This window comes from Neptunomonas sp. XY-337, from assembly GCF_004959845.1.
Classification (GTDB): Bacteria; Pseudomonadota; Gammaproteobacteria; order Pseudomonadales; family Balneatricaceae; genus Neptunomonas; species Neptunomonas marina.
The window spans coordinates 41,491-59,375 of record NZ_SPLL01000007.1; the positions used below are offsets into that span (position 1 = coordinate 41,491).

Consider the following 17,885-nt stretch of genomic DNA (forward strand, 5'->3'; position numbering starts at 1 on the left):
GATGTCTGAGAATACAAAAATTTATGACTTCATGGGCTACCGCAAGATCGCAACGATGTTTTCGGCGATTCTGTTGGTTATCTCTATTGGTGCCATTGCCATTCAGGGTTTGAAACTCGGTCTGGATTTCACCGGCGGCAGCTTGGTTGAAGTGGGTTATCAGCAAGACGCTAATTTGACCGAGATTCGTGATCAGCTAGAAGCGGCGGGCTTTCAGGATGCGGTCGTACAAACCTTTGGTGCACCGACCGATATTTTGATTCGCCTTGGCGCTGATCATGATCCGAAGTTGGGTGACAAGGTGCTTGCGGCGTTGCAAGCTGGCGGTGATACCAGCATTGAGCTGCGCCGTAATGAGTTTGTTGGTGCACAAGTGGGTGAGGAACTGCGTGAACAGGGTGGTCTGGGAATGCTATTGGCGCTCTTTATGATCATGGTTTACGTGGCGTTCCGCTTCCAGCTGAAGTTCTCTATTGGTGCGGTTGCTGCGCTCGCGCATGATGTTCTGATCGTAGTTGGCTTTTTCGCGCTGTTCCAAGTGGAGTTTGACCTTACCGTATTGGCTGCAGTACTGGCGGTTATTGGTTACTCGCTCAACGATACGATCGTTGTATCTGACCGAATCCGCGAGAACTTCCGTATGATGCGTAAAGGCTCTCCCACTGAGATCCTTAATGCATCATTGAGCCAAACACTCAGCCGTACAGTGATCACCTCGGTTACGACTTTACTGGTGTTGATAGCACTGGCAGTGTTTGGCGGTGAGATGATCCATGGCTTCGCGCTTGCGTTGCTGGTGGGTGTGTTGATCGGTACGTATTCATCTATCTATGTGGCAGCGAATGCGCTGGTGATGATGGGGATCTGTAAAGAGGATCTTATGCCACCACCAAAAGAGGAAGATGAAGTGCTGGATGAGATGCCATAAGGCGCTTGAATCCATAAAACGTAAAAAACGGGCCGACTTCTTGTCGGCCTGTTCGTTTGTGCCTCATACTGTGAATATAGCCTACAAAACGGACCGTTTAGATGAGTAAAGATTGGATCGATCCCCACGCTTCACGCGAAGCGCAGAAATATACCAACCCTGTGCCCAGCCGCGAGCTGGTGTTGTCGTTTCTTGAGCAGTGGGGTTCTCCAATAAGCCACCCGCAGTTATGCCGAGAACTGGGCGTGACCGATGAAGAGTCGGTAGATGCGCTGATGTTTCGCTTGAAGGCGATGTGCCGGGATGGCCAGCTCATGAGTAATCGCCGCAACGAGTTTGGCCTGCTGCGGAAGATGGATTTGATTCCGGGGCGAGTGATCGGCCACCGAGACGGGTTTGGTTTTGTTGTGCCTGATCAAGGGGGAGATGATCTATTTCTCTCATCGCGCCAGATGCGTCAGGTGTTCGATGGTGATCGCGTGGTCGTACAAGAGATGGGTAAAGACCACCGTGGCCGTCGTGAAGGTAAGATCGTTGAGGTGCTCGAGCGCAATACTCATAAGCTTGTGGGGCGTTTTCAAGGTGAAGCGGGCTTTGGTCAACTGCGCCCTGAAAACCAGCGAATCGCTAATCAAGTGATGGTTTTGGCCGATCCAGAATCTGGCCTGTCTTATGAGAACGAGCAGTTGGTGGTGATCGAGATCACACAGCAGCCAGGTAAGCGCAATATGGCGCAGGGTAAAGTTATCGAGGTGCTGGGCGATCACCTTGCTGCCGGCATGGAGATACAGGTCGCGATCCACAACTACGATATTCCCAATGAGTGGCCTACTGAAGTTACCCAGCAGATTGCTGAGCTTTCACCCGAGGTAGAGGCGTCAGCTAAAACGAATCGTATTGACCTGCGGCATCTGCCGCTGGTGACCATCGATGGTGAAGATGCACGGGACTTTGATGATGCTGTTTATGCCGAGCGTAAGCGCGGCGGCGGTTGGCGGCTTTGGGTCGCGATTGCGGATGTGTCTTGGTATGTTCGCCCTGAAACCCCGTTGGATATTGAAGCACATAAACGCGGTAACTCGGTCTACTTCCCTGAGTATGTGGTTCCTATGCTGCCGGAGCTGCTCTCCAACGGATTGTGTTCGTTAAATCCTAAGGTTGACCGGTTAGCGATGGTCTGTGAAATGACGATCAGTGCAGCGGGTAACCTATCAGGCTATCAGTTCTATGAAGCGGTCATTGAGTCAAAAGCACGCCTGACCTACACCAAGGTGGGCGATATGTTGATGGCCCCTGAGAGTGAATCTGGCCAGGCCCTACGCGCATCTTATCGCGATGTCGTGCCGCATCTTGAGACACTGCATGAACTCTATTTTGCGCTTCGTGAAGCCCGCGAGGTGCGTGGTGCCATCGACTTTGAAACCACAGAAAGCCGAATTGTTTTCAGCAACGAGCGCAAGATCGATAAGATTGTGCCGGTCACTCGTAACGATGCCCATAAACTGATTGAAGAGTGTATGTTGTGCGCAAACGTCGCGACGGCTCGCTTTCTTAGTAAGTCGGGTATGCCTGCGCTTTACCGCGTGCATGATGGCCCAAAAACCGCGCGCTTAGAAACACTACGTGCTTATCTTGGCGAGTTAGGACTTAACTTGCCGGGTGGGGAAACGCCAGAGCCGAGTGATTATCAGGCACTGGCGGAGTTGATCGCTGAGCGCCCTGATCGGCATGTGATACAAACCATGATGCTGCGCTCCATGGCACAGGCGGTTTATACACCGGAAAACAACGGCCATTTTGGCCTTGCTTATACGGCATATACGCACTTCACATCGCCTATTCGCCGCTACCCTGACCTGTTGGTGCATCGTGCCATTCGTGCCCAAATTCACGCTGGCAAAGCAGCAAGGACCGTTAAACGACCCGAGCCTTTTACTGCGAACCCGCAATTCTCTTATCCCTATTCAACCGAGCAAATCTTGCAGTTGGGTGAGCACTGCTCCATGACAGAGCGTCGTGCAGACGACGCAACACGCGACGTAGTTGCGTGGCTGAAATGCGAATATATGCAAGATCAGGTGGGTGAATCCTTTGATGGTGTGGTTTCTGCTGTGACGGGCTTTGGCCTCTTTGTGGAGCTTAAATCGGTCTTTGTTGAAGGGTTAGTCCATATCACCGGCTTGCCAAACGACTATTACCACTTTGATGCAGGCAAGCAGCGTTTGGTGGGTGAGCGGACCCGGCAATCATTCCGCCTTGGCGATAACCTGCGTGTGCGCGTTGCCCGTGTGGATCTGGATGAGCGGAAAATCGACTTTGATTTAGTTGAGCACTTAAAAAAGCGTGATGCGGTAAAAGCGGTTTCAAAGCGCCAATTATTAGCTGAAGGCAAGTTAGGTGATCCAGTAAAAGGCGCGCCTAGGAAGGCTCAGAAGGCTGAATACTCAGCAAAGCAGGCTCGTAAAGGCAAAGGTGGTGATCAAGTGGAGGAGGCTAAGAAACCTCCTCGCAAGCGCAAGAGTGCAGCGACTTCTGATTCTGCGCCTAGCTTATCGGCTGCGGAAAAAGAGGTAGCCGATTACTCTTATGCCGGTAAAGGGAAGAGTAAGAAAGCGAAGAAGCGTGCCGCAGCGAAAAAGGGGAAGTCGGTAGCTGCACGTAAGCCGAAGAAGAGTAAGGTAAAAAAACGCGGATAAGCCGCGGTGAGTGCGTGGATAGCCTTAGCTGTCTGCTATAATCCGCGCACCATTAATGAATAAAGGGCTCACTCTGCTGAGCGAATGAGGCGATGAAAGAGATTATCCTGCTGACTATCTCCGGAGAAGATAAACCCGGCGTGACCTCCAGCATGTCATCTATATTGGCGAGCTACCAGATCAACATTCTGGATATTGGCCAAGCGGTTATTCACAACACCTTATCGTTAGGCATCTTGATTGAGGTGTCTCGCGAGGCGGAATCATCTCCACTATTGCGTGATCTGCTCTTCAAGGCGCATGAGCTGAACATGAAGATCCGTTTTCAGCCAGTGGATGCGCAGGAATATACGGATTGGGTCAGTGAGCAGGGTAAATCGCGTCACATTATTACGCTGTTGGCGCGCCGTATCACCGCGGAGCATATTGCAAAGGTTACGGATATCGCCGCGCGTCACGGTATTAATATCGATAAAATCACGCGTTTGTCCGGGCGTTTGCCACTTGATACGAGCCCGCAGGAAAAAACGCGCGCGTGTGTCGAGTTTTCGGTGCGTGGTGCTGATGCTGACACTGGTCCGTTGCGTGAAGAGTTCTTGCGTGCGGCGAGTGACTTAGATGTCGATATTGCTTTCCAAGAGGATAATATCTTCCGCCGCAACCGCCGTTTGGTTGTGTTTGATATGGACTCAACATTGATCGAAGCCGAAGTGATTGATGAGCTTGCGAAAGAAGCGGGTGTCGGCGATCAGGTAGCAGAGATCACAGAAGCGGCGATGCGTGGCGAAATCGACTTCAACGAGAGCTTTAAGCGCCGCATGGCGTTGTTGAAAGGCTTGGATGTTAAAGTGCTTGATCAAATCGCTGAACGCCTGCCGATGACTGAGGGGTGTGAAGAGCTGGTGTCTAACCTCAAGGCATTGGGCTTTAAAACCGCCATCCTCTCGGGCGGTTTCAACTATTTTGCCTCGCACCTACAGAATAAGCTCGGCTTTGACTACGTGTACGCGAACGAATTGGATATCGATGCCGAGGGGCGTGTCACTGGCGAAGTTAAAGGCACTGTCGTGAATGGCGAGCGTAAAGCTGAATTGCTACGCGAGATCGCAGCGAAAGAGGGGATCGCATTGGAACAAACGATTGCGGTCGGGGATGGTGCGAACGACCTCCCTATGCTGTCTATTGCGGGTTTAGGCATCGCGTTCCGTGCGAAGCCGCTGGTACGCCAGAGCGCGAAGCAAGCGATATCAACGCTAGGTTTAGACGGCATCTTGTACCTTATCGGTTTTAGAGATCGCGATGCGCTCAACGAGTCACGCTAAATAAAAAAGGCTCCATACGGAGCCTTTTTTATTATTGGTCGAAGAAGTCGTAGTTCATCTCTTCAGCAGGGGGCTGTAAGTAGTAGCCTTGAATGAGGCCGACCCCTGTTTTCCACAAACTACTCATCACTTTAGGGCTCTCAACGTGTGGAGCGATGGTGATCTTACCCTGTGCCTTTAGGTCTTCTACCATCTCAATGAAGCTCTCGTCGCTGGTATGGTTGGCCAGATCTTGTACATAAGAGCCATCTATTTTTACGTAATCTGTTGGGATCTGGCGCAGCACTTGGCGGGCATTGCTGGAAGCGCCATGGTGTTTGACGCAAACCAAGCAATGCAGCTCTTTTAAGCCGTCAGCGAAGGCTTGGGCATTAAGCATGTTACTTGAGCATTCACTTTCACTCATTTGGAAGACCAGGTGATCGGCTGGAATACGGTACTCTCGCAACGTATCAGACAACCAAGGCAATATGCTTTCATCGCGCCATGTTTGGCTGGAGATATTTAAGAACAAGCGGTGCTTCGCGCCTTTCTTAATTTCATTGCGTAGATTGCGAATACTCTTCTTAATCACCCAGCGGTCGAGTGTTGAGGTGAGGTCGCCAATCTCCATGGTACTCATGAAGGTATCTGGGGTGATCTCTTTCTGATCATCATCCAGCATTCGCACGAGGGCTTCGTAGTGGCAGACTTTACTGTTATATGACAGCGGTACAATGGGTTGGAAGAGCAGCTTAAGCTGGTCGTTCTCAACGGCTAAGCGCAGAGCTTCTACCGCTTTGGCGTGATCTTCGTCGCTCGGTTCTTTCTCTGGCACGAAGAGTAAAACCGCGTTGCCAGGGCCCTGTTTCGAGCCTGCATTTTCTGCCGCGGACTGTGCCCGTTCAATTAATTCCGATGAGCCTGGCGTAGCGTCGTTAATGCTAGCGACACCAATAGAGCAGGTGGTTTTAATGACATTATCGGCAAACTCTGTGCTTTCAATGGCTGCACGCAGTGTTTCGGCAAAAGCGACTGCTTTATCAGGGCTTGGGTCATGGAAAATGACGCCAAAGGTTGAGTCGCTGATACGGCCTTTGATGTGCACTGGGTTGAGCTTCGCCTTGAGGATATCAGCGATGTCGCGAGCAATGTGGTCACAGGTATCTGCACCATGTGTTGCGCGAATAGTATCGTAATTATCGATACTAATAAGGAAAAAGTTACAATCGTTCCCGCCGCTAAGGGCGAGCTGTGTTGTTTCATCTAAACGGCGTGTTAAAAATGCAGTGTTATATAGACCGGTAATGGGGTCGTGCTCTGTAAAGCCTTTCAAGCTCGCCTGTGAACTCTCCGCCCGCACTGTAAATTGGATACAAGGGTTGCCTTGGTAGACACTCTCTTGGATCTCGATATTGGCAGTGAAGTTTGAGTTATCAGCACGGCGACCGGTCAGTTGAAACATTAGATCTTTGAGGTTTTCCGTCGCGAACGTTTGTACCTGTTCGCGCAGCTCTTCCTTATCTTCTTGAACAAAAAAGTGCTCCAGACCACGCCCTTGTATACGCTCGGCATTGTCGTAGCCGTAGAGGTTTGCAAATGCCGTATTGGCAAGTAGCAGCTGTTTGGAATCAAAGTAAGCTATCGCGAGCGTGGAGCGCTCCATCAACAGCTGGACTCGTTTTTCCATTTCAACGAGAAGTGACTCTGCTTGACGCATTCGGCGGCGATTTTCTAAGTGCTCTAGCTCGCGACGAATCGTAATTAACAGCAGTTCCTTCTCTTCTAAAGGCACAACGGCCTGCATTTGCCCTTTAAGTCCTTGAAGAAGAGATAGGCTATCGGCATGCGGTACTAGCTGAATAACGGGAATGTCTTTATCCAGACGCTTGAGCTGATGCATCGCTTGCTTAGCGGTAAATGTTTGGCGCTCGGATGAGCAAACGATCAGATCCCATGAACGCTCGGTAAGGGCGTTGATAAACTCAGCTTCAGAGTTTATCTGGCGTCCTCTAGGTGCCAGTAAAGCACCGCGAAGCAGTGAGATAATCGGGTCTGTTTCCTCAGGATTTAGCCCTAAGAACAGAAGATGGACATTTTTACGGAGACGTTGTTTTCTGCGATTTGATAAGCGCTGTAGTAGCGCGTCAGATGTCGTTATTGCTTCTTCCATCAAGCTTCCCCTTAAGCCAATCCACCGCTCAAACGAACGTCAGTAAAACACTATAAGTGTAACGGGTTTAGGGAAAAGTTACAGGGAAAATAAACGGTCGTTTTAGGCGACAATGGTAAGCGCAAAGATGGCAGGGGTAGCTGGATTCGAACCAACGCATGACGGGATCAAAACCCGTTGCCTTACCGCTTGGCTATACCCCTACAGAGCAAGATATGATGCATTGAGCATATAGAGATGGCAGGGGTAGCTGGATTCGAACCAACGCATGACGGGATCAAAACCCGTTGCCTTACCGCTTGGCTATACCCCTGTATCTGTAAATGGTGGCAATGGCGGGACTCGAACCTGCGACCCACGCATTATGAATGCGTTGCTCTAACCAACTGAGCTACATTGCCAACATAGTGTGCAAGCGTTTGAGAGATGGCAGGGGTAGCTGGATTCGAACCAACGCATGACGGGATCAAAACCCGTTGCCTTACCGCTTGGCTATACCCCTGTATCTTTCAAATGGTGGCAATGGCGGGACTCGAACCTGCGACCCACGCATTATGAATGCGTTGCTCTAACCAACTGAGCTACATTGCCGCGCTGCATTTGAGGCGCGTATTATTCTCTTTATTCTTTTTTATGTCAACCCGTTAAGGGAAAGTTTTCGCATCGATAGGCGATAAAAAAGCCGGCTTAATCTGCCGGCTTTTCAATAGCTTAGATTTTACACATTGAAGCGGAAGTGGACTACATCGCCATCTTGAACGATATATTCCTTGCCCTCTAGACGCCATTTTCCGGCGTCTTTCGCACCTTGCTCACCGTTGTATTCGATATAGTCGTTATAAGCGATAACTTCTGCGCGGATGAAGCCTTTCTCGAAGTCCGTGTGAATGACACCCGCTGCATTTGGAGCAGTAGCACCGATACGCACAGTCCAAGCACGTACCTCTTTTACACCTGCGGTGAAATAGGTTTGCAGACCGAGGAGGTCATATCCTGCGCGAATAACGCGGTCAAGGCCTGCTTCTTCCATGCCGAGGTCTTCTAGGAATTCAGTGCGCTCTTCGTCATCTAGTTCGGCGATTTCTGCTTCCAGCTTGTTGCAGATTGCCACTAACTCTGCGCCTTCACTGGCTGCTAGCTCGCGTACTTTATCTAGGTGAGGATTGTCTTCAAAGCCATCTTCATCCACATTGGCGATATACATCGTTGGCTTGATCGTCAGCAGGTGGAATGTCTTCACAATCTTTAGGTCATCAGCGTCAAAGCCGATTGAGCGCGCCGGCTGCCCCTCTTCAAGGTGAGGAATCAAGCGCTCAAGGAGCTCTTTGGCTTTGATGGCGTCTTTGTCTCCACCTTTTGCTTGCTTCTGCAAACGCTGTAGCTGCTTCTCACAAGACTCTAGATCCGCTAAAGCAAGCTCTAGGTTGATCGTCTCGATATCAGAAATAGGGTCGATGCGGTTAGCAACGTGGATAACGTTTTCATTTTCAAAGCAACGCACCACGTGTGCGATTGCATCCGTTTCACGGATGTTCGCCAAGAACTTGTTACCAAGGCCTTCACCTTTTGAGGCACCAGCTACCAAGCCTGCAATATCCACAAACTCCATCGTCGTAGGGATAACGCGCTCTGGGTTCACGATTGCGGATAGTTTATCCAAGCGAGGATCTGGCATCGGTACCACACCGGAGTTTGGCTCGATCGTACAGAAAGGGAAGTTTTCTGCATCGATTCCTGCCTTAGTCAGTGCATTAAATAGCGTTGATTTACCAACGTTAGGAAGCCCAACGATACCGCATTTAAAACCCATAGTATGGTTACCTTTAGCCTTTAAAACTGTGAAGTTTGTTCATCGCTTTTGCCCAGTCACCTGAAAGCGCCAGTGGCAGGTGGTGCAGTGCTTCGTCTGTTGCCGCCTGAGTTTTGGTGTACTCGCTAGAGGGGGCTTTCTTGAGCACGAAATTAGCAACCTCGCTTGCATGGCCGGGGTGGCCAATACCGAGGCGTAAGCGGTAAAACTGTTTGTTATTACCCAGCTTGCTGATGATATCTCGCAGGCCGTTATGGCCGCCGTGCCCGCCGCCTTGCTTGAAGCGTGCAATGCCCGGAGGGAGGTCTAGCTCATCATGAGCGACCAAGATCTGCTCTGCTGGGATTTTGAAAAAATTAGCTAGTGCAGCTACCGATTGACCACTGAGATTCATATAAGTTGTGGGAATGAGTAGGTGCACTGGTTGGGAGTCGATCAGGGTTTTGGTGTACAAACCAAAGTACTTTTTCTCTGGCTGTAAAACTGCATTTTGTCGAGCAGCTAGCTGCTCGACAAAATCAGCCCCAGCATTATGGCGCGTATTCATATATTGGCTACCTGGATTGCCCAGACCAACAATCAATTGAATCGAGTCTTTCATGCTGGGAAACGTCCTAAAACGTCTTACTTCTTCGCGCCACGTGGCGAGTATACGTAACCGATACCTTGGTCATGGTCAGCGCCACGACGTAGAGCAGCGATTTCAACGCCTTCTGGTGTTTCGATGTCAGACAAGTGCATGATCTGACCTGCTTCTACAGCAGAAAGGTCTACTGTTAGAGTTTCAGGCAGGTTCTCTGGCAAACAAAGAACTTCAACAACGTTAGCTTCAACAGCGAACTTAGCCGCAGCTTTTGCAACTGCAGATTGTTCGAAGTTAACGAATTGTAGAGGAACAGAGATGCTGATCTTGTTGGACTTAGTGATGCGCTGGAAGTCAGCGTGCAGCACTTGGTTTTTTGCTGGGTGGCGTTGCAGGTCTTTGATGATAACCTGATCTTCGCTGTCACCGTTTTTCAGTGTCAGGATAGAAGAGAAAAACTTCTCGTCTTCGATCAGTTTAACCAGTTCACGGTTCTGCATAGAGATCGCAACAGGCTTCTTGCGCTTGTCACCACCGTATACAACACCAGGAACTAGGCCTTCACGACGCAGGCGGCGGCTCGCACCTTTCCCCTGATCTTCGCGGGCAACAGTATTTACAACAAATTTAGACATTTTTCTTACCTTTAATAAATAAAACTGCAAAACCCCGCGACCAGGATTTTACAGTATTTTGAAAAAGCTCAACAAAGTTGAGCTGATATGTGCCTTTGCAGGCTACAGCGCGTTGTTCTTAACGGAACATCGCACTGATAGATTCTTCATTGCAGACGCGACGGACCGCTTCTGCCAGCATTGGTGCCAGCGTTAGCTGACGAATTTTGCTGCACTCTTTTGCTTGTGGTGATAGCGGAATCGTATCCGTAACAACCAGCTCATCAAGCTGTGACGATGTAATGTTATTGATCGCTGGGCCAGAAAGTACGGGGTGCGTTGCATATGCAACAACGCGAGCTGCGCCGCTATCTTTGAGCGCTTGAGCGGCTTTGCAAAGCGTGCCAGCTGTATCGCACATGTCATCAACCAGCAAGCAAGTACGGTCTTGTACATCACCGATGATGTTCATTACTTGTGATTCGTTGGCGCGTTCGCGGCGCTTATCGATGATCGCAAGGTCAGTGTCTAGCTGTTTTGCAACAGCACGTGCACGTACAACACCGCCAACATCAGGAGAAACAACAATCGGGTTCTCGTACTGTTGATCGACGATATCATCTAAAAGAACAGGAGAGCCGTAAACGTTGTCTACTGGCACCGAGAAGAAGCCTTGAATTTGGTCAGCGTGCAGGTCCACGGTCAGTACGCGGTCGACGCCAACGGCAGTCATCATATCTGCAACCACTTTGGCACTGATCGCAACACGTGCAGAACGTGGGCGGCGGTCTTGGCGCGCATAGCCAAAGTAAGGAACAACCGCGGTGATACGCGCAGCAGATGCTCGGCGCAGCGCGTCTGCAAGAACGATAAGCTCCATTAGGTTGTCGTTAGTAGGTGCGCATGTTGGCTGGATGATGAAAACATCCTTGCCCCGTACGTTTTCTTGAATTTCGATACTCACTTCGCCATCGCTAAAGCGAGCAACATGGGCTTTACCCATCGGAATATCAAGACGTTCGACGACTTTCAGAGCCAGCTCTGGGTTCGCATTGCCAGTGAAAACCATCATTTTGGACATGGTGAGCACCTTCTCGGATTGTTCGGCATTGGGGTTCATGTTCGACTGGGAGTTCATCGTTGATTATATGGCAGGGGTAGCTGGATTCGAACCAACGCATGACGGGATCAAAACCCGTTGCCTTACCGCTTGGCTATACCCCTGTATATCCTCTGGAAGGTCTATCTCCCAAAAAAGAGGCCCGTATTCTCTTAAAAAGTGGTCAATTGGTCAAGTTAAAATCGCCATTGCGGCGCAGTGTCAGAGACCTTTTTGCCAGTTTCTCACGAGAAGGGTTAATTTTAGCTCATCCCGCGTTAGAACAACTTTGGTTGGAAGCTTTAACTGGCCGTTGTCGACATAGTTGCGGTATTGAATATGCCAGCCATTTTGGTCTAACTCCGCTAGTCCTTGGCTATTAAACTTAGCTTGGTAGCTCGACTCCGGTGCGGGAGCTCCTTTTACCCAGTAACGCGCTGCTTGTACGGGGAACTCCCAGCCAAACTGGTACGCCAGCAACTCCTCAGGAGAGCCGGCCGAAATAGGCTGCTGGCCTGATACTTCAAGCGTTGCGTCGCGGCGGCTACCAGAGATGGTCGCGCCTTGGCCAAAAGGGCCTGCGAGTGTGATATTGAAGCGGTCTTGCTGCTGTTTCCAACTGACGCCTGCAGACGCACTATCATCCGCTGTGCGGATACCTATTTTCCCCTGTAAAGCCCAGCTCTCCAGTGCTAACAACTGATCATACTGCTGCTGCCAGCCCGGTGGCGGAGTGCTGACACTTGGCTCCGTGACTTGCGGTGGTGCCGAGCTACATCCTGCAAAAACGGTGGCGACTAAAAGGGTGCCGATGACTCGTGTAAGCGAAAGTTTCATGATGCTAATAATTCCTTCGCTTCCTCTAGATGGCTACTATCGGGGAACTGTGCTTGTAACTTGTTATAGAGTTGTTGTGCTGCCTCATGCTCTTCTAGCGCGATGAGCACCACGACAAGATGCCCGCCCACTTCTGGGTCTTCTAAGATGCCGAATGCTTTTTCTAAATATTGGCGGGCTTCTTGGTAGCGACCCAGCTTGTAGAGGATCCAGCCATAAGAGTCGATCACAGCCGGGTCATCCGGTTTCAAAACGATAGCGCGGTCAAGCAGCGCAAAGGCTTCGTCGTAACGCTCTGTGTAGATGGTTAGGGTGTAACCCAAAGCATTTAACGCCGATGCATTATCTGGATCCTGTGCGAGCACAAGGCGAAATTCTTTCTCGGTCGTTGAGAACTCTTCAGGGGGCCTGAGCATAGCGCGCGCGTAGACGAGAGTCGGGTTTTGGCTGTAAGTACTTAGGCCTTTATCGAGTACGTTAATCGCGCCCTGTTTGTCGCCGCGTGTACGCAGCCAATCAGCATGCAGATTGTAAAGGTCTGGTGCCAATTCGGGATGACGCTTAATGGCGTTATTGATAGCGTTGGCGACATCATCACGTCGTTGAATTGAGGTTTGCAAGGCAAGGGCTCGACCGTATGCCTGCATAATATTGTTGCCCTCGGCTGTCGCGGTGTAGTACGCCAGCGCAGTCTCTTTTTGGTCGCGCTGTTCAGCTATTAGGCCAAGATAGAAATTAAGGTCAGAGCGCTCTTTCTGCGCCTGGAGTGCTTTGAGCAGCTCCTCGCTCTGTTCAAGTTGGCCGTGATCTAAAGCCAGTAGTGCGATGTAAAGCTGTAGTTGATCATCTTCAGGGAACTGAGCAATCAGCTTTGCTCCCTTCGCGGCCGCTTCTTTGTTCCGCTCTGCTGCATACAGCACTTGCATCTCAGAGAGCAGCACCTGTTTGTTACGCGGTGCTCGTTTTTTGACCGGTTTGAGCGTGACGAGTGCTTCATCAAAGCGTTTCATTTCGCGCTGCAGATCGGCTTTGCGCAGGTATGCGTCGTAGTTACTCGGGTTGTAACGAATCGCTTTCGAAAAGCTGGCAAGGGCGTCATCGTTGCGGGCTAATTTTTGCTGTAGCAGGCCACTGGTCATCCAAAGATCGGCCCGCTCAGGGTTATCGCGCAACAGCTCACCGATCTCGTTTAAGTACCCCTTCGCGGTATCGCTTGGCAGGCGCGGGGCTTGGGCGTTAATCAGCAGTAATATACGTTGGCTTTGGCGTGTTAGAGCTTTGCGAATATAAGGCTGAGCGGCTTCAAACTGGCGCTCGTGAAGCAGGATGCTCGCCATGATCTCAAATGGCTCTAAGTTGTCAGGCTCGTACTTGATCCAAATATCAGCGGCTTTTTGGAGTGCAACCTGATCTTTGTTGTACTGAGCGATGCGCACTGCACGTCTTATGACAGCTGGGTCGCCTGTCAGCTCTGCTTGTTTTAAATATTTCTCTTGTGCCAGATCGAAGCGTTTTTGGTGCCCAGCAATCTCTGCGGTCAGGATATCGAACAGGGTTTCGCGGTTTAGCTCCCCTTCTTTGTATACGACAGGCTCCGGCTCAGGTGCAGCGGGAACTAGACTCGTCATCGGGCCACTGCAGCCAGCGAGAAGCGTACCTGATATCAACAGTGGGATATAAACTTTAAACACGATGGATTTCATCCTAGAAAACGACTCTTTGGTACCAATATAGAGGAGGCGTGACAGGCTTGTCACCGCCTAAACTATGGAAAGTTAGTGTAACCGCGACTGAATTGGTTCAAATTAGTTTATCAGTACTATTGGCGGTTTTTCGTTTGCGCTGAAAAGCGTGTATTATTACGCGCTTATTTGTTATCAGGTGAAGTGTCTCGTTTCATGTCTCTCCTTGCTTTGGGCATCAATCACAAGACGGCTTCCGTTGCAGTACGGGAGAAAGTCGCGTTTAGTCCTGACCAGCTCACTAGTGCGCTAGATGAGGTGAAGGCTCGCGCGCAGCTCAAAGAGGTTGCCATACTTTCAACCTGTAACCGGATGGAGCTGTATTGCTCCTCCGATGGCCCACAGCTACAAACGGTGTTGGAGTGGCTTGCTGATTACCACGATATTCCCACCGATGAGTTACACCAAAACATCTATGCTCACGCTGATGAACATGCTGTGCAGCATATGATGCGTGTTGCCAGTGGCCTCGACTCTCTCGTATTGGGTGAGCCGCAAATTCTCGGACAGCTGAAATCCGCTTATTCCGTCTCGCTTGAAAACAGTGTGCTGGGCGCAGAGCTCGGCAGGTTGTTTCAACAAGCATTTTCTGTGGCAAAAAAAGTACGCACGGAAACGGCGATCGGTGAAAACCCCGTATCGGTGGCCTACGCAGCGGTAAACTTAGCGCAGCACATCTTCTCTGATCTACGTGATAGCCGTGCGCTGCTGATCGGTGCTGGTGAAACGATTGAACTCGTTGCGCGTCACCTGCGCAATGCGGGCGTACAGCAAATGACTGTCGCTAACCGCACGTTAGACAGAGCATTGGGCGTCGCTGAAGAGTTTGATGCGCAAGCGATCCTGTTGGGTGATATTCCAGATGCGCTGCCGAACGCCGATATCGTGATCGCTTCCACTGCAAGCCCGTTACCCATTTTGGGTAAAGGTGCCGTCGAAGAGGCGTTGAAACAACGTCGCCATCAGCCGATCTTTATGGTGGATATCGCGGTGCCGCGCGACATTGAACCGCAAGTGTCTGAACTCGATGATGTTTACCTCTATACGGTTGATGACCTGCGCGAGGTGATCGAAGAGAATCAGCGCAGCCGTGAATCCGCTGCCCGTGAGGCAGAGCAGATTATTCAGCGTGGCGCTGATGAGTTTATGGGCATGCTGCGCTCGCGCGGTGCTGTCTCTACGCTCACGAAACTGCGCGGCCATTACGAAACGCTGCGTGATGATGAAGTAGAAGCAGCGCTTAAACAGATGCGCAGTGGTAAAGACCCTGAAGCCGTGCTTGAGCAGATGGCGCGTCGCCTGACCAATAAAGTCCTGCACCACCCGACGATACAATTAAGAAAAGCCAGTGCCGAGGGGCAGGTGGAGCTCATTGACGCTGCCACAACGCTCTTCCAGCTGTCTGATTCGGACGATTAAATTATGAAAGATTCGATTCGCGCTAAGCTGGAAAAGCTAGCCGATCGCTTTGAAGAGCTTGCTGCTCTGCTGAGCGATGCTGATGTCATTTCTGATCAGCAAAAATTCCGTGATTACTCCAAAGAGTACGCCGAGCTTGAGCCGGTTGTGCAATCTTACAGTGCCTTTCAGCAAGCTGAGGGTGATCTTGAAGAAGCACAGCTGATGATGCAGGACAGCGATCCTGATATGCGTGAAATGGCAAAAGATGAGCATGCCAGTGCGCAGGCGCAGATCGAAGAGCTCGAGCAAGCGCTGCAAATCCACTTGTTGCCAAAAGATCCAAATGATGGCGCCAACGTCTTTCTCGAGATCCGTGCCGGAACGGGCGGTGATGAGGCTGCTATCTTCTCGGGTGACCTGTTCCGTATGTACTCAAAGTATGCGGAGAATCAGGGGTGGCGTATTGAAGTTGTCAGTGCGAGCGAAGGCGAGCACGGCGGCTACAAAGAGGTGATCGCCCGCGTGGTGGGTGATGCTGTTTACTCGCGCTTGAAGTTTGAATCGGGTGCGCACCGCGTACAACGTGTTCCTGAAACCGAATCTCAAGGCCGCATCCATACCTCTGCGTGCACTGTTGCGGTGATGCCAGAGATGGATGAGAGCGCCGAGGTTGAGATCAACAAGGCAGACCTGCGTATCGATACCTACCGTGCATCGGGTGCAGGTGGTCAGCACGTTAACAAAACCGATTCGGCGATCCGTATTACACATATCCCAACTGGGGTGGTGGTGGAGTGCCAAGAGGAGCGTTCACAGCACAAGAACCGCGCGAAAGCGATGGCGCTGTTAGCTTCACGTTTGCAAGCGGCTGAGTTAGAGAAAGCGGCGGCTGAGCAAGCGAGCACGCGTAAGAGCCTTGTCGGTAGTGGCGACCGCTCAGAACGTATTCGCACTTACAACTATCCGCAAGGGCGGGTTACCGATCACCGCATCAACTTGACGCTCTACAAGCTTGAAGAGGTGATGGAAGGCAAGCTTTCTGAGGTGATCGATCCTCTAATGCACGAATACCAAGCTGAGCAGCTTGGTGCGTTGTCTGAGTAACGGATCCGATGCGCATTGCTGATGCGTTAACCCCGCCAGAGGCGCTGAGCGGTTTAAGTGACTCTCCGCGCCTTGATCTAGAGCTGCTGTTGGGGCATGTGATTGGTCAGTCTCGCAGTTACTTTTTGACTTGGCCTGATAAGCAACTGACTGAAACGCAGCTCAGCGCTTTTAATGCGCTGGTCGCTAGACGCCTTAAAGGCGAACCGATCGCTTATATTTTGGGCGTTCAGTCCTTTTGGACGTTGGAACTTGAAGTCTCGCCCGTGACGCTAATACCGCGTCCTGACACCGAGGTGTTAGTTGAAACAGCACTCGACTGTTTACCAAACGGGACGTTTCGAGTGGCAGATCTAGGTACCGGTACCGGCGCTATTGCACTCGCGTTGGCCAGCGAACGGCCGGATTGGCACGTTGTTGGATGCGACCTGATGCCTGATGCCGTCGCTTTGGCGCAGCGCAATGGCCGCCGCTGTGGACTGGATCAGGTTGCGTTTCTGCAAGGCAGCTGGTTTGAGCCTCTGGATGGCCGCTTTGAGCTGATTGTGAGCAACCCCCCTTATATTGATCCGCTCGATAAACACCTTAACGAAGGTGATGTGCGCTTTGAACCGCGTTCTGCATTGGTAGCCGAGGCAGCTGGTCTAGCTGATATTACGCACATTGCGACAACGGCAACTGAGTACCTAACAGATAGCGGATGGCTGCTCTTTGAACATGGTTATGATCAGGGTGAAGCTGTACGTCTGTTGTTGACCCAATTAGGTTATGACCAAGTAGCAACGCGGCCCGACTATGCGGGTAACGACCGTGTGACTTTAGGGTGTTGGAGAGGTAAACCATGCTGACAGATGACGAACTACTGCGCTACAGCCGCCAAATCATGTTGCCCGATGTGGATATTGCTGGGCAAGAGCGTTGGCGCGCTTCGAAGGTGTTGGTTGTTGGCTTAGGCGGCCTGGGTTCACCTGTTGCCATGTATCTTGCTGCAGCGGGTGTTGGTGAGCTCGTGCTGGTTGATGATGATGAAGTTGATCTAACCAACTTACAGCGACAGGTGCTACACACAACGGCGCGTATTGGCACGCCGAAAGTGGCGTCGGCTGCGCAAGCATTGGCGGAGCTTAATCCGCATACCCGCATTACACCGATCGCAAAACGTTGTGATGAGGCTGAACTGCTGGGTCTTGTGACTGAGGCCGATTTGGTGCTCGACTGCACGGATAACTTCACCACGCGTCATGCCATTAATCGTGCTTGTGTGGCGAGCAAAACACCGTTGGTTTCGGGTGCAGCGATCCGCATGGAAGGTCAAGTCGCTGTCTTTCAGCCACAACAAGACGATAGCCCCTGCTACCACTGCCTCTACAAAGAGAGCGATGATGAAAATCTAACCTGTGCTGATTCCGGCGTGTTGGCACCTGTGGTGGGTATTATCGGCTCTCTACAAGCACTAGAAGCTCTCAAAGTGTTGGCGAACGTTGGCGAATCATTAACCGGGCGCTTGTTGATTTTTGATGCTAAGGAAACCGCATGGCGCACCTTGAAACTACGCAAAGATGCCAACTGTGCCGTATGCGGTATACAGGAGTAAGTG

Annotated in this window: 14 protein-coding genes and 6 tRNA genes; 7 read left to right on the forward strand and 13 right to left on the reverse strand. The window is 51.1% G+C overall.

What is annotated here, in order from left to right:
• The first annotated feature begins 1 nt into the window (after window position 1).
• The 3 genes from secF (at window position 2) to serB (ending at window position 4,946) form a co-directional block, all read left to right on the forward strand.
• The gene (gene secF, locus E4L36_RS15015) at window positions 2-928 is read left to right on the forward strand and encodes a protein translocase subunit SecF (RefSeq protein ID WP_136681287.1); all 927 of its coding nucleotides are present in this window, start codon (window positions 2-4) and stop codon (window positions 926-928) included.
• 101 nt (window positions 929-1,029) lie between these two features.
• On the forward strand, window positions 1,030-3,624 hold the full coding sequence (gene rnr, locus E4L36_RS15020; protein WP_136681288.1) for a ribonuclease R: 2,595 nt from the start codon (window positions 1,030-1,032) through the stop codon (window positions 3,622-3,624).
• A gap of 92 nt (window positions 3,625-3,716) precedes the next feature.
• Complete coding sequence (serB, locus tag E4L36_RS15025) at window positions 3,717-4,946, forward strand: phosphoserine phosphatase SerB (protein WP_136681289.1); 1,230 nt, start codon at window positions 3,717-3,719, stop codon at window positions 4,944-4,946.
• 31 nt (window positions 4,947-4,977) lie between these two features.
• On the opposite strand, the gene E4L36_RS15030 is transcribed toward serB, so the two are convergent.
• The 13 genes from E4L36_RS15030 to E4L36_RS15090 all read right to left on the reverse strand — a co-directional run bounded on the left by E4L36_RS15030 (window position 4,978) and on the right by E4L36_RS15090 (window position 13,744).
• Entirely contained in the window at window positions 4,978-7,098 is a 2,121-nt protein-coding gene (locus E4L36_RS15030; protein ID WP_136681290.1) for an EAL domain-containing protein, read from the reverse strand.
• Window positions 7,099-7,226: 128 nt separating this feature from the next.
• Window positions 7,227-7,301: transfer RNA gene (locus E4L36_RS15035), tRNA-Gln, on the reverse strand.
• A gap of 35 nt (window positions 7,302-7,336) precedes the next feature.
• A tRNA-Gln gene (locus E4L36_RS15040) sits at window positions 7,337-7,411 on the reverse strand.
• An 11-nt stretch (window positions 7,412-7,422) separates the two neighbouring features.
• Window positions 7,423-7,499 (reverse strand) — tRNA-Met (locus E4L36_RS15045).
• 26 nt (window positions 7,500-7,525) lie between these two features.
• Window positions 7,526-7,600, reverse strand: a tRNA-Gln gene (locus E4L36_RS15050).
• 12 nt (window positions 7,601-7,612) lie between these two features.
• A tRNA-Met gene (locus tag E4L36_RS15055) sits at window positions 7,613-7,689 on the reverse strand.
• Window positions 7,690-7,816: 127 nt separating this feature from the next.
• The gene (ychF, locus tag E4L36_RS15060; protein WP_136681291.1) at window positions 7,817-8,908 is read right to left on the reverse strand and encodes a redox-regulated ATPase YchF; all 1,092 of its coding nucleotides are present in this window, start codon (window positions 8,906-8,908) and stop codon (window positions 7,817-7,819) included.
• A gap of 13 nt (window positions 8,909-8,921) precedes the next feature.
• On the reverse strand, window positions 8,922-9,509 hold the full coding sequence (gene pth, locus E4L36_RS15065) for an aminoacyl-tRNA hydrolase (protein ID WP_127694753.1): 588 nt from the start codon (window positions 9,507-9,509) through the stop codon (window positions 8,922-8,924).
• Window positions 9,510-9,532: 23 nt separating this feature from the next.
• The gene (locus E4L36_RS15070; RefSeq protein ID WP_127694754.1) at window positions 9,533-10,126 is read right to left on the reverse strand and encodes a 50S ribosomal protein L25/general stress protein Ctc; all 594 of its coding nucleotides are present in this window, start codon (window positions 10,124-10,126) and stop codon (window positions 9,533-9,535) included.
• 118 nt (window positions 10,127-10,244) lie between these two features.
• On the reverse strand, window positions 10,245-11,177 hold the full coding sequence (locus E4L36_RS15075; protein WP_276606074.1) for a ribose-phosphate pyrophosphokinase: 933 nt from the start codon (window positions 11,175-11,177) through the stop codon (window positions 10,245-10,247).
• Window positions 11,178-11,254: 77 nt separating this feature from the next.
• Window positions 11,255-11,329: transfer RNA gene (locus E4L36_RS15080), tRNA-Gln, on the reverse strand.
• A 97-nt stretch (window positions 11,330-11,426) separates the two neighbouring features.
• On the reverse strand, window positions 11,427-12,041 hold the full coding sequence (lolB, locus tag E4L36_RS15085) for a lipoprotein insertase outer membrane protein LolB (protein ID WP_136681293.1): 615 nt from the start codon (window positions 12,039-12,041) through the stop codon (window positions 11,427-11,429).
• Window positions 12,038-13,744 (reverse strand): tetratricopeptide repeat protein, encoded by a 1,707-nt coding sequence (locus E4L36_RS15090; RefSeq protein WP_136681294.1) that lies wholly within the window; start codon window positions 13,742-13,744, stop codon window positions 12,038-12,040. The genes lolB and E4L36_RS15090 overlap by 4 nt, the downstream gene beginning before the upstream one ends.
• Before the next feature lie 195 nt (window positions 13,745-13,939).
• On the opposite strand from E4L36_RS15090, the gene hemA reads away from it, so the two are divergent.
• From hemA to E4L36_RS15110, 4 genes are read left to right on the forward strand one after another with little or no spacing between them, the layout of a single operon-like run.
• Window positions 13,940-15,202 (forward strand): glutamyl-tRNA reductase, encoded by a 1,263-nt coding sequence (gene hemA / locus E4L36_RS15095; protein ID WP_136681295.1) that lies wholly within the window; start codon window positions 13,940-13,942, stop codon window positions 15,200-15,202.
• 3 nt (window positions 15,203-15,205) lie between these two features.
• Complete coding sequence (gene prfA, locus E4L36_RS15100; RefSeq protein ID WP_127694759.1) at window positions 15,206-16,288, forward strand: peptide chain release factor 1; 1,083 nt, start codon at window positions 15,206-15,208, stop codon at window positions 16,286-16,288.
• Window positions 16,289-16,296: 8 nt separating this feature from the next.
• Window positions 16,297-17,136, forward strand: coding sequence for a peptide chain release factor N(5)-glutamine methyltransferase (gene prmC / locus E4L36_RS15105; protein WP_136681296.1), 840 nt, complete (start codon window positions 16,297-16,299; stop codon window positions 17,134-17,136).
• On the forward strand, window positions 17,130-17,882 hold the full coding sequence (locus E4L36_RS15110) for a molybdopterin-synthase adenylyltransferase MoeB (protein WP_136681297.1): 753 nt from the start codon (window positions 17,130-17,132) through the stop codon (window positions 17,880-17,882). The genes prmC and E4L36_RS15110 overlap by 7 nt, the downstream gene beginning before the upstream one ends.
• The last annotated feature ends 3 nt before the right edge of the window (window positions 17,883-17,885 follow it).

Bases quoted from the DNA above. Each gene is read 5' to 3' on its own strand.
- lolB (WP_136681293.1), bottom strand. From the start codon at position 12,041: ATGAAACTTTCGCTTACACGAGTCATCGGCACCCTTTTAGTCGCCACC.
- ychF (WP_136681291.1), bottom strand. From the start codon at position 8,908: ATGGGTTTTAAATGCGGTATCGTTGGGCTTCCTAACGTTGGTAAATCA.
- rnr (WP_136681288.1), top strand. From the start codon at position 1,030: ATGAGTAAAGATTGGATCGATCCCCACGCTTCACGCGAAGCGCAGAAA.
- E4L36_RS15070 (WP_127694754.1), bottom strand. From the start codon at position 10,126: ATGTCTAAATTTGTTGTAAATACTGTTGCCCGCGAAGATCAGGGGAAA.
- serB (WP_136681289.1), top strand. From the start codon at position 3,717: ATGAAAGAGATTATCCTGCTGACTATCTCCGGAGAAGATAAACCCGGC.
- hemA (WP_136681295.1), top strand. From the start codon at position 13,940: ATGTCTCTCCTTGCTTTGGGCATCAATCACAAGACGGCTTCCGTTGCA.
- E4L36_RS15090 (WP_136681294.1), bottom strand. From the start codon at position 13,744: ATGAAATCCATCGTGTTTAAAGTTTATATCCCACTGTTGATATCAGGT.
- E4L36_RS15075 (WP_276606074.1), bottom strand. From the start codon at position 11,177: ATGATGGTTTTCACTGGCAATGCGAACCCAGAGCTGGCTCTGAAAGTC.
- pth (WP_127694753.1), bottom strand. From the start codon at position 9,509: ATGAAAGACTCGATTCAATTGATTGTTGGTCTGGGCAATCCAGGTAGC.
- prfA (WP_127694759.1), top strand. From the start codon at position 15,206: ATGAAAGATTCGATTCGCGCTAAGCTGGAAAAGCTAGCCGATCGCTTT.
- E4L36_RS15030 (WP_136681290.1), bottom strand. From the start codon at position 7,098: ATGGAAGAAGCAATAACGACATCTGACGCGCTACTACAGCGCTTATCA.
- E4L36_RS15110 (WP_136681297.1), top strand. From the start codon at position 17,130: ATGCTGACAGATGACGAACTACTGCGCTACAGCCGCCAAATCATGTTG.
- secF (WP_136681287.1), top strand. From the start codon at position 2: ATGTCTGAGAATACAAAAATTTATGACTTCATGGGCTACCGCAAGATC.
- prmC (WP_136681296.1), top strand. From the start codon at position 16,297: ATGCGCATTGCTGATGCGTTAACCCCGCCAGAGGCGCTGAGCGGTTTA.